Annotated in this window: 9 protein-coding genes; 6 read left to right on the top strand and 3 right to left on the bottom strand. The window is 39.6% G+C overall.

Going from position 1 to position 11170, the window contains the following annotated elements; translation table 11 throughout:
* Positions 1-228 precede the first annotated feature (228 nt).
* The 5 genes from yajC (at position 229) to ahbC (ending at position 8268) form a co-directional block, all read left to right on the top strand.
* Positions 229-630, top strand: a complete 402-nt coding sequence (yajC, locus tag QZT26_RS13830; protein ID WP_295102911.1) for a preprotein translocase subunit YajC — start codon at positions 229-231, stop codon at positions 628-630.
* Positions 631-710: 80 nt separating this feature from the next.
* A complete protein-coding gene (gene secD, locus QZT26_RS13825) occupies positions 711-4187 on the top strand; it encodes a protein translocase subunit SecD (protein WP_295102909.1) in 3477 nt (1158 codons plus the stop codon).
* Between the two features lie 486 nt (positions 4188-4673).
* Positions 4674-5513 carry a LysM peptidoglycan-binding domain-containing protein gene (locus QZT26_RS13820; RefSeq protein ID WP_099324937.1) on the top strand — a complete coding sequence of 280 codons (840 nt, stop codon included), beginning with the start codon at positions 4674-4676 and terminating at the stop codon, positions 5511-5513.
* 218 nt (positions 5514-5731) lie between these two features.
* Positions 5732-6877 (top strand): PQQ-binding-like beta-propeller repeat protein, encoded by a 1146-nt coding sequence (locus QZT26_RS13815; protein ID WP_295102904.1) that lies wholly within the window; start codon positions 5732-5734, stop codon positions 6875-6877.
* A 164-nt stretch (positions 6878-7041) separates the two neighbouring features.
* Entirely contained in the window at positions 7042-8268 is a 1227-nt protein-coding gene (gene ahbC / locus QZT26_RS13810) for a 12,18-didecarboxysiroheme deacetylase (protein ID WP_099324935.1), read from the top strand.
* Positions 8269-8385: 117 nt separating this feature from the next.
* On the opposite strand, the gene QZT26_RS13805 is transcribed toward ahbC, so the two are convergent.
* From QZT26_RS13805 to QZT26_RS13795, 3 genes are all read right to left on the bottom strand, one after another.
* Positions 8386-8805 (bottom strand): globin family protein, encoded by a 420-nt coding sequence (locus tag QZT26_RS13805; protein WP_295102902.1) that lies wholly within the window; start codon positions 8803-8805, stop codon positions 8386-8388.
* Between the two features lie 62 nt (positions 8806-8867).
* Positions 8868-9428: a cytochrome c gene (locus QZT26_RS13800; RefSeq protein WP_099324933.1), complete on the bottom strand. Its 561-nt coding sequence runs from the start codon at positions 9426-9428 to the stop codon at positions 8868-8870.
* A gap of 163 nt (positions 9429-9591) precedes the next feature.
* Positions 9592-10125 carry a cytochrome c gene (locus QZT26_RS13795; protein ID WP_099324932.1) on the bottom strand — a complete coding sequence of 178 codons (534 nt, stop codon included), beginning with the start codon at positions 10123-10125 and terminating at the stop codon, positions 9592-9594.
* Between the two features lie 517 nt (positions 10126-10642).
* Here QZT26_RS13795 and QZT26_RS13790 point away from each other — a divergent pair.
* Positions 10643-10873 carry a methyltransferase domain-containing protein gene (locus QZT26_RS13790; protein ID WP_261341089.1) on the top strand — a complete coding sequence of 77 codons (231 nt, stop codon included), beginning with the start codon at positions 10643-10645 and terminating at the stop codon, positions 10871-10873.
* The last annotated feature ends 297 nt before the right edge of the window (positions 10874-11170 follow it).

The following is an 11170-nucleotide window of genomic DNA, read 5'->3' as shown; positions in this document are numbered from 1 at the left end:
TTTAAAGTAGTACAATAGCGCTACCACAATTGCTAAAAAACGGATATCTGTTATCGCTTTTTGCCAATCTTGGTAGTGGAAAATACTGATTTTCGCATTGCGAAAATCGTTTGCAGGATTTAGGTGAAAGATTTTTTTCAGCAATATTGTGTTGGCGGCATTGGTCGCATATGGTGAAGTTGACGGGGAAAGGTTCGTTTAATTTTTTTAGTAGTAAGGAGGAATATTATGCTTGTTCTATTACAAGCGGCTGGAAAAGGGCCCGGCGGGATGATGTCTTTATTGCTTCCATTTATACTTATGTTTGTGGTAATGTATTTTTTAATACTCCGGCCTCAAAAGAGAAAAGAAAAGGAGCGTAAAGCATTATTGTCCCGGATAAGAAAGAGTGACAGGGTCATTACCGCGGGAGGTATTCACGGGGTTGTTACCTCTGTGCGGGAAACTGAGGTGGTTATTCGCATAGATGAGTCAAAAGACGTTAAAGTTAAGGTGGACAGGAGTTCAATTGCCACGGTATTGGAAACCTCGCATGATAGTGATGTTGAAGAAGAAACAGAAGCGGAGGCGATAACGTCAGAAAGTAAGGAAAAAGAGAGCAAAGGAAAAGAGGGCAAGGAAAAGAAGTAGATACTTTGCTCTTTTGTGTTGATTTGACAAATTTTTCATGAATAACGGAAAGGGAGCCGTTTGAGGAGACGGAAACGGAAATGGGAAAAAACTTAAGGTGGAAGATACCGCTCATTGTGATAGTGATTGCTATTGGATTTATGATCTTGTACCCACCAGCGGAAAAGGTCTTAAAGAGAGAGATGGTAAAAGAAGCAGATGGCAAAGTCATTGAAAGCAAAATAGTTGAGAAAGCATGGACACATTTTTTGGTAACGAATCCTATTATCCGTGAAACGATCATCGGCGAGGAAATTGGTACAGATGGCAAAAAGATAACCACCAAAACCGTTGAATATTTTACAAAGGGAAAGATTAAACTTGGATTGGACCTTAAAGGCGGTTCGGAGTTGCTTTATACGGTCCGGGTAGATGAAAGAGAAGACCGCCCTGGCATTACAAAAGAAATTATTGAGGTATTAAAAAAGAGGATAGATCCGCAGGGTGTGATGGAATACAGGATACAGGAGCAGGGTCATAGGAGAATCCTTATTCAGGTACCGGGGGCAACAAGGAGTGAAACGGAAAGCCTGAAAAACCGCATAACCAAGCTGGGGAAACTGGAGTTCCGCCTGGCCGCAAGCACTGATAGCGTTGAATATAAAGACGCAATGGAAGGGAAAAGCGTTCCCGGATATTACAAACACTGGCTGCGGAAACGAAAAGGTGAAGAGGGAGAGGAAGGAAAGTGGTTCCTCGTGAGGAATACAACAGAAATCACCGGAGAACATTTATCCAGAATTTATGCGGATACAAAGGGGATAGAGCCTGTAGTCGGTTTTGAATTTGACGCTGCAGGAAAATCGAAATTCGGGCAAATTACGGAGAGAAACATCGGCAAGCCGCTGGCGATTATTTTGGATGGAATTTTATATTCCGCCCCAACAATACGTGACCGCATACCGGGAAAGGGCATTATTGAGGGGAGTTTTACACAGAACGAAGTCAATGAACTTATTGCGACAATGAGGGCGGGAAGTCTTCCGGCAGACCTGGAGCTGGAAATGGAGACCATGGTTGGCCCAAGTCTGGGAAGGGATTCTATCAATAAAGGCCTGACGGCTGGTATTATCGGGGGAATCTTTGTTGTCCTCTTTATAGGTATTTACTATCTGGGCATAGGTTGGGTTGCAAATTTTGCGAACGCATTGAATGTGTTTTTGATCATTGGGATAATGGCATTGCTGAACGCAACATTAACGCTTCCCGGAATAGCAGGGTTAGTGCTCATGATAGGTATGGGCGTAGATGCGAATGTGCTTATTTACGAAAGAATCCGAGAAGAAAGGGCAAAGGGAAAACCTATTCGCGCTGCGGTGAAAGCAGGATACCAAAAGGCGTTTTCCGCAATTTTCGATTCTAATATTACGACGTTAATTACCGGCGTAATACTTGCCTCAGTCGGCACAGGCCCGGTAAAAGGCTTTGCATGGATATTGATCATTGGTTTGATTATAAACTTGTTTACCGCAATATTTGTTACGAGAACAATATATGAATTTTTAATGGATTTAAAATGGGTAAAGAGTTTTTCGATGTTGAGGCTAATTGGTGTTCCAGACATCAGGTTCCTTCGCATACGGCATATTTTATTTATCGTTTCCGGGGTATGTGTTCTTGGCGGCATGACCTTTTTTGTCATTCGCGGAGACAAAAAGTATGATATAGATTTTACCGGCGGAACGCTCGTGCATTTACACCTGAAAAACGAAACAACACCTGGTTTTATCAGAACATCATTAAAAGATGCAGGTTATGGGGAAGCAGAGGTGCAGAGCATATGGTCAGGCGAAAACCTGACTCAGTTTGTTTCAAAAGCAGATGAGTTTGGCATAAGAATTAAAGAGATAAACGAAGAAAAGGAAAAACAAAAAATTGCTACGGATATAAGCAATGTGTTTGGCCAGACGGAATTATTACAGGGTATCGATTTTATAAAGCCGACAATATTTAATTTAAAATTGCAAAGGCCAATAGATGAATTAGCAGTGCAAAAAAATCTGAAACAGGCTGGATATAGCGAGGAAGATGTGGCGTCCATAATGCCTGTTAACCTCCTTGCCAATAAATATTTATTAAATATTGCCGGAATTGATGAGGAACCAGAGAGGTCACGCTTGATAGGTGCAATGGTAAATGGACTTAAAGACCATCTTGTATTCCAGGAGGCTAAGATAACTCTGGGTGAGGTGGTTGAAACATTGCAGGCACAAATGTCAGTACCTTTTATAGAGGTTGATTTAAACAGACGAATAGCCCCTGTATTGTTAGAAATTGAATTAAACAGGCAGGGTTTTAATAATGTCAAAGTGACCGAACAGCCCGGGAGTGAAAAAAGAGGTACTGTTAACAAGCTAAGAATTGAAGGATCAAGAACGGCTTTGCAAAATATAAAGCAATCCTTTAACGATAAAATTTCTTTGCCTGGGATTTATTTTGATGGGGATACATCTGCTGTAAAGGTGGAATTGAAAGACAAAATAAGCAAATCAGATTTTGTCAGCATGATAAGCAAAATCAGGGCGGTGAAAAACATGATTAAAAGTGTTTATACCCTGGACGCGCCAGCGCAAACATTTGCAATTCACCTGAATCCATTGAGCGCGGAAAAGATACAGGAAAAAATCAAAGAGGATATTATAAACAAATTCAAAGACAACCTGTACGAAGAAAAGATCGATGTGGCTTTTCAGGAAATCGGCGATTACCTCTTCAACATGACATTGTCGAAACCCCTTCGCAAGGAAACGATAGAAAAGACATTGGATTCTGCGGGTTATACAGACTTATTGACTGAAAATCTGGCAATGGACAAGGAATATCAAACGGTTGCGTTATCCTTTAACGAACAACAAAATGTTGGAGCAGCAAAGGAAGCGATTCAAAAGGCGTTTATTGTTCCCAATCCGCTAAAGAGAGTTGTAAGCATTGGCTCAACGGTGGCAGATGAGATGAAAAGCCGCGCTATATTAGGGGTCTTCTTTGCGTGCGCAGCGACTATATTTTACGTATGGTTTCGTTTTGGGGATTTCAGATTTGGTTCTGCAGCAATTATTGCGGTTATTCATGATATTCTTATAACGTTGGGAGTTGTGGCTGTAGCGGACTATTTATTCGGCAATATGAAATTCGACAGTTCAATGGTTGCGGCGTTTCTTGCTGTAGTGGGATATTCGCTGAATGATACGATAATTGTTTTTGACAGAATCAGAGAGAACATGGAGGGACGCGGCAAGATATTAAACGCACAACTCATCAATGAAAGTATTAGCCAGACGTTAAGCCGTACGATATTGACAAGCGCTACTACTATTGGTGTATTGTTCTCCTTGTTCTTCCTTGGCGGAGCGGAAATTCATGGATTTGCCTTTGTTATGTTAACGGGTATTATAGTGGGCACGTATTCTTCTATTTTTATAGCTTCTCCGTTGTTGCTTAGAGGGCAATCTGCGCCAAAAGTAAGACATACCTCACAAAAGCAAAAGGGAAAGGCGGTTGTATCGGCGAATAAGGCATAAAACAGACGGTAGGCCTTTAAAGGCTTTGTGTATCGGTAAATTTGAATAGTGCTAATGATTTATCCGGCAGGAGTCTTTTGTCTGGGTAATAGTTTAGCCCATTCCTCTAAACTATCCCAAGTTGGGAAAATATAAAAAGTCCCTGCTGAGAGGGTAAATTAAGGGTGGGTTGGCGCACGGACAAACAAGGTTGCCCGTGCGCCAACCCACCCTATAGATATTAAGAGATTATATTAAATTTTTCGAAAAATTTACACACTCCCCGGCTCCTCTTCTTAGAGGAGATTAAGGGGTATGTTTGATAGTATGCTTAGTCAGATAAATCTGTTTTTTAGAAAGCCATTTTATCGCAAAATTTCTAAAATCATATTTGTTTGGCTATAGTATTGGATGGACGAAATAACATTTTAACAAAAAGCAAGACATGGTTCTGCGTTGATTTTTAAGTATTCATTCCTATTGCGGCAAAAGAAAGGGACAAAAATTATGAAAAGAGATGTGCAGGTCGGCGTTATCTTGGGAGTGATTATTCTTGCAATTATCGGAGTTTTTCTTAGCACAAGAACCAATGTAAAAGAGCCTATTATCCCCATTCCGGAAATAGATGGTGATGTATCACGGGATTTATTAAGTCTGAATGAACTTCCTAAGCATCCGGAAGGCTTATCTCCACAAGGCGAAGACCTGGCAAAGAAGGAGGACGAAATCCGTGGAGGGGTAGAGCCAAAAAGAGAAAACATTGGACAGGAACCGGCAGTTGAAGAGCAAGACTATGTAATTGAGGGTGAATTGAGGAATGCAGGCAATGCCGAAAACAAAGTTGCGGCAGGCAGTCAAAAACAGGCTATCAAAAGCCGGGAACACGAGTATCAGGGAAAAAGCATTCTACCCGCAGAATCAGAATCGTCGCAAAACCCAAACGTCGTGATATATAAGGTGCAAGAGAGGGACACCCTGCATAAAATTGCCAGGAAATATTATGGCGATGATAATAAATGGCTGCTGATTTTTAATGCAAACCAGGATCGGATTTATGACCGCAACAATCTTCGCGTGGGTACGGAACTCATTATACCAAATAAAAATGAAATCCCTGCGCAGGTATCAGATGAAAGAAGTACGCGTTTGGTGGCGCATGAAGTAACTGAACAAACAACAGCCGCAAAGAAACACGTCGTGCAGGCGGGAGATTCATTGTATAAAATTGCTTTAAAGCATTATAAAGACGGATCAAAATGGAAAAAAATATTAGAGGCAAATAAACACAATATAAAAAATGCAAATGTATTAAAGGCCGGCCAGGAATTGATTATCCCTGACATTTAATAGCAGTGGATTTCCCCTTTTATTTATATCGGTATCCAGCATATTTTGCATATCTTATCCCTGCAGGTTCTACCTGCGTTCTCGGTAGGACAAAACAAGGTGTATAGCCAAGGTTTTCCTCCTGTCTGCAGCACTAAAAGCCGCTATTTTAGCCTCATTTGTTGTAAGGTTTTTAGTTTTTTAAAACCCAACCTAATTTAAATAAGGAAAAAAAATAAATGAAATTAGAAAATAATCCGGCAAAGGACTTGATACGCATATTTTGTTTTATTCTGTGCACTATTGTGATATGCGATTATGTCGATAGCGGGAATGTTTACGCAACAGATGCCAACAGTGCATTTCCCATGTTCAAATACAACAGAGAAAGGACTGGCAAAACGCCTTTCGATGGGCCTTTTAAAAACGAGATAAAGTGGTATGTTTCCAGCGCCGGTGAGATATGGTCTTCTCCGGTAATTTCTAAAGAAGGAAATATTTATATAACAAGCACGGATGGTAATTTGTTAGCAATAGCCCCTGAAGGGAATGTTTTGTGGGCATTTAAGTCGGAAGATGAGATTTTTGCAACGCCCGCGGTGGGGGAAAACGGAGACATCTATTTTGGAGCGGTTGATGGAAATCTTTATACAGTTGATGCTTACGGAAAAATGAAATGGAAATTCAACACAAATACGTCCATCCATTCCTCGCCGGTTATTGATGCAGAGGGCAATATTTATTTTGGCGCCTATGATGGCAATCTTTATGCAGTCGATGCTCAGGGAAAGCTTTTATGGAAATTTAAGACAGGATCTGCAATTATTGCATCTTCTCCTGCTATCGGGCAAAATAATACAATTTATGTCGGCTCGTGGGATAAACACCTGTATGCCATTAAAAGGGATGGTGGTTTGATGTGGAAATTCCGTACAGAAGGCAAAATAGACGCTTCTCCCGCAATTGGCAACAGTGTAATATATATTGCCGATGTAACTGGAAAATTATATGCAGTTAATCTGGACGGTACCCTGAAATGGGGATTTGATCTTGGCTCCCGCACGCACTCTTCGCCGGTACTCTGCTCTGATGGAACAATTTGCATTGGCACACACGATGGCGGTGTATGTGCAGTGAAGAATGATGGAAGTTTAAAGTGGAAGTTTAAAACAAATAAACCTGTCACCGCAACTCCAACGGTTGATGCAAAGGACATTATTTATGTCGGGTCATGGGATGGTAATTTATACGCTATAAATAAAGACGGCTCTCTTAAGTGGAAACTTGATTTTAAAAACTCATTGCTTTCTTCGCCGGCAATAGATTCCCGAAACAATATTTACATTGGCTGCGCCGATTGGCGCCTTTATGCAGTTGGGCAGTAGATTTTAGAATATATTTATGGACATTATTTTGTTAGAATAAAAATTATTACATAAATGATAATTTATTCATCGTAGAGAGAAATATATACTGCGAAAATAATGCTATTTTAAAGTAGGTGTTGTTAGTCGTTGTTGTGTATGTTTCGTATTAACAGGAGAAAGATATGATTGGTATATCAAAATTATATTGTGGAACGGTTGAACCTTCTGATGCTTTAAGATATGGAAGAGAATCCAAAAAACTTCCGTCACATTTATTGCAATTTTCAAAAGATAAAAAACCCGTTGTTGTTTGGAATGTAGGCCAAAGATGTAATTTAAAATGCGTACATTGTTATTCTCAATCGAAAGATATCGAATATCCAAATGAATTATCAACAAAAGAGGCAAAGGCAATGTTGGATGACATAGCTGAGTACGGCGCCCCGGTGATTCTTTTTTCCGGTGGAGAGCCACTCATGCGCCCAGACCTTCTGGAATTGATAGAATATGCCAAAGCGCAAGGATTACGGGCGGTAATAAGTACTAACGGCACATTGATTACGAAAGAAAAGGCGGATGAACTGAAAAAATTCGGCCTTTCTTATGTTGGAATCAGTCTGGACGGACTTAGGGAAACAAATGATCGTTTTCGGGGCATTCCGGGAGCATTTGACCTGGCAATAGAAGGCATAAGAAATTGTATGGCAGCCGGCATAAAAGTTGGACTTCGTTTTACAATCAATAAGCGCAATGCGCATGATATCCCTGGGATATTCCACCTTATTGAAAAGGAAAATATACCACGGGTATGTTTTTATCATTTGGTATACTCGGGAAGAGGTTCCAATTTGATCGAAGAGGATCTTTCTCACGAAGAAACGCGGAAAGTCGTAGATTTAATAATAAATAAAACAAAAGAATCCCACGACAAAGGTAAGAAGATAGAAGTGCTTACGGTAGATAATCATGCGGATGGCCCGTATATTTACTTACGTCTGTTGAAAGAAGATGCGAAGAGGGCAAAGGATGTATTGGAACTTCTTCAGTGGAACGAGGGAAACAGCTCCGGCAAAGGGTTGGCCTGTATTAGTTGGGATGGCGAGGTTTACGCAGATCAATTCTGGAGGCAATATTCCTTTGGAAACGTGAGAAAGAGAAAGTTCAGCGAAATATGGGAAGATACATCAAATGAACTAATGGCAAAACTTAAAAATAAAAACCCCTATATAAAAGGGCGTTGCGCCTTGTGTAAATGGCTGAATATATGCGGAGGAAACTTTAGAGCAAGGGCAGAGGCATTCTACGGCGATATATGGGAGCATGACCCCGCATGCTACTTAACAGATGAAGAAATCGGCTGCGGGACGGTAATTGCAGTCGAAGAAAGTAAACAAAAAATTATGGTGTAAGGAAACCTTATTAATGAATTTTTAATATAGGGGCGAAGCATTTGCTATAAGATGTCATTAATACGCAAATACCCAAATTGGCAAATGCTTCGCCCCTGTTTTTTCAAAGAACGAAAGTTAGGTGCATTTGCTGCCACTTGCAGCTTCGATCATTACACCTGCCAGTAATTTATATGCCTCACTCCATGCTTCTTTTACCTCCAAGGTAAAAGCATCTCCCAAACCCTGCTCTAAAGTCCAAAGCAAAGCATTGCCGACAGTTTCATAATGCTCTTCTTTTACTCCATATCCAATATGACGTTTTCCCAGCGCCTGAATTGCAGGCAGGATTATTTCCGGGTCGTCTAAACCTTTGACTGCAAAGTCAATCATTTGCATGAGCATATGCCCTTGTTTCTTTATGTCTCTTTTAAAAAGTTGTCTTAATGAAGGGTCTGTCTCAAACAAATGCCTGTAAAACATTTCCGCTGCTTTGTAGGAAACAGGTTGAATTTTTGCAAATGTCTTCCGAACCAGCTCTATTTGTTCGGGTCTCATTGCTCCTCCCTTCTATGTTCCAGCAGAACATAAAAAAGGTTTTTACGATTTCTTAAATTTTTTTATCCCCCGCCTATCTGCATCCATTCAGGCCATTCAGGCCACTTGGAACGATAGGTCTCATGACATTTAAAGCAAGCATCCCTTAGCATCAAATCAAAGCTATTATACGTCTCTGCAATATTTTGTTTTGTAGAAATTTCTGCTATTTTTTTTGCCGAGCTGGTGATCTTGAGTATGTATTTTTCAACATCCTCTTTCACCGCCTGTACCATCTTTGGATTGTTTTGATCTAAACCTGAAATACCAGAGCCTTCCATCCATTTACCAACAGGTTCCCCTTCCGGGAAAAAACTTCTCAACAAGCTCTCGCTTTTCTCAACGACGATGTCTGCTTCCTTTTTCACCGAATCATAATCACCCATCATGATAGCATCCAGAATATTTGATGTATGAGAACTTATTATAAACATCAACGACCTTATTGGTGCATATTCTGCCTTATGTTTTTTTTCAATATCTTTTCCCGAAACAATACCACCCATGAATACACCTAAAACACTTATTAAAGCTATAAAAGATACAATAACCATAATTGCTCGTTTTTTACCCTTTTTTCTCATATGCATTTTCTCCTTATGAAAATTTATGTATGAAAAGAAGCAAAAGTGTTTAATGCTCGTGTCATTATTCAATAATTATTAAACTCTTGTAAACCTGAAAACAGCGTTTTTCCTGCATTTAGACAAATTTAATCATGAAGATATTTATTCATAGTCTTTCGTTTTACCTGCCAGGGCCGTGACTTCCTGGTTGGTCAAGCAGCCAGTCCCTATTTTTTCTGTGACAAGCAAAACAGGTTGTTTCAATCATATCCGTAAATGCCCTTAAGGTTTCTTCCTGATTCCCGGACATGGCCATTTTTCGAACGTTCAAGGCCTTATACACTATTCCACTCTGATATAATGTAAATTCTTCTTCTCGTTTTGCAATCTCCCCGGTATCAGCCGGATCGATGCCTGCACGTTTAAACCAGTCATTTCCCTTCCTGTTAAAATCAAAGAAAATCTGGTTTATTTTGTAGCTTTTATCAACAATCGCACCAGCTTCATTCGCAACATATTTCAAATTATTCTCCAGAATTCCCGACAACATATTATTTAACCGATTTTCTATTTCTTTCATTAATTCCTTTGTTGGCGCTATAACTTCTTCGTGCTCCATTGCTTTCCCTTGTGCCATAATCACTTTAGAGTTTACAGGAACATTTACAACAACGCCCACGGTTAATAGGCAAAAAAACAGTGCATGATACTTCATGATGCAACGCCTCCTTTCGTTTAAAACAGTAATGATGTAAATTTATTTAACAAAACAACAGTGGTGACTTTATGATTACAAAAAGCATATATACCGTAAGGGTTCACCAACAGTGATTTTTAACATATATTTAACCTTTGTTAATATAAATAGTTATAGCATTTCGCAAATCACATTTTAGGAGATCCCTGAGTATAAATATACTTTTAATAAAAAAAGGTATTAATAGTATTTTTAAACTAATTTCTTTTTTTTTCAATACCCTAAAATGGGTAGACCCGAAAGGGTGTATGCAGGGAGGGGTATACAACAAGTGGCTTAAAACAATTTAAAAACCTATAAATGTATATGTATAAATTATCATTTCTATAATTCTAAGACATTCAAGAAGATTAAACTATTTTTACCTATGACGTCCTATATTTCCAATAAGTTACGAAGAAAATACGCTATAATGGATGGCTAGAACAATAAGTGGTGCAATGAGATAGATATTAATTGACGCGGATAAACGAAGTTGATACTATGCCGTTGTTATTATAAGCAAAGGGTTTACAGTATGAGCTATTACCACCAACTGGAACATTGGGCTTCAGGATTCAAATCTAAACCTGCACAGGACAGTCATGTTGCTGTTATTCAAGCATCTGCAACTGCCCTGCCTTATAAAGATAATTTCTTTGATGCCGTTTTTACTGACCCACCCTATTACGACAACGTGCCTTATTCTTATCTTTCAGACTTCTGAGAGTAAGGAGAAGAAACTGTTGGATGGATTTCTTGCTGGTAAGGAAAGATTGAGGGATGAAATAACGAAATAATCGTCAACGCCAAAACAAAAGAAGTTGCTTTAATGAAAAAAAACACAACTCCCTATATCCCCCTTTGTTAAGCTAATCTTTACCCACAAATTTCAATAGCACCGTAGTTGTACGGCCAATTGAGCTGAAGGCTAAGTGGTGTAAAGTTCGTAAGCAACTTCAATATCAGCCAAACGTGACATGCCTCGCCAAAGTACTTCACTTCCGGGATGGCCATCACCACG

The organism is uncultured Candidatus Kuenenia sp. (assembly GCF_900696675.1).
Classification (GTDB): Bacteria; Planctomycetota; Brocadiia; order Brocadiales; family Brocadiaceae; genus Kuenenia; species Kuenenia stuttgartiensis_A.
Note: the sequence above shows the minus strand (reverse complement) of the source record. Positions and strands in the feature narration are given on the sequence as shown.

What these genes read in the sequence shown, in the direction of transcription:
- yajC (WP_295102911.1), top strand. Translation starts at nt 229, where the DNA reads ATGCTTGTTCTATTACAAGCGGCTGGAAAAGGGCCCGGCGGGATGATG.
- secD (WP_295102909.1), top strand. Translation starts at nt 711, where the DNA reads ATGGGAAAAAACTTAAGGTGGAAGATACCGCTCATTGTGATAGTGATT.
- QZT26_RS13820 (WP_099324937.1), top strand. Translation starts at nt 4,674, where the DNA reads ATGAAAAGAGATGTGCAGGTCGGCGTTATCTTGGGAGTGATTATTCTT.
- QZT26_RS13815 (WP_295102904.1), top strand. Translation starts at nt 5,732, where the DNA reads ATGAAATTAGAAAATAATCCGGCAAAGGACTTGATACGCATATTTTGT.
- ahbC (WP_099324935.1), top strand. Translation starts at nt 7,042, where the DNA reads ATGATTGGTATATCAAAATTATATTGTGGAACGGTTGAACCTTCTGAT.
- QZT26_RS13805 (WP_295102902.1), bottom strand. Translation starts at nt 8,805, where the DNA reads ATGAGACCCGAACAAATAGAGCTGGTTCGGAAGACATTTGCAAAAATT.
- QZT26_RS13800 (WP_099324933.1), bottom strand. Translation starts at nt 9,428, where the DNA reads ATGAGAAAAAAGGGTAAAAAACGAGCAATTATGGTTATTGTATCTTTT.
- QZT26_RS13795 (WP_099324932.1), bottom strand. Translation starts at nt 10,125, where the DNA reads ATGAAGTATCATGCACTGTTTTTTTGCCTATTAACCGTGGGCGTTGTT.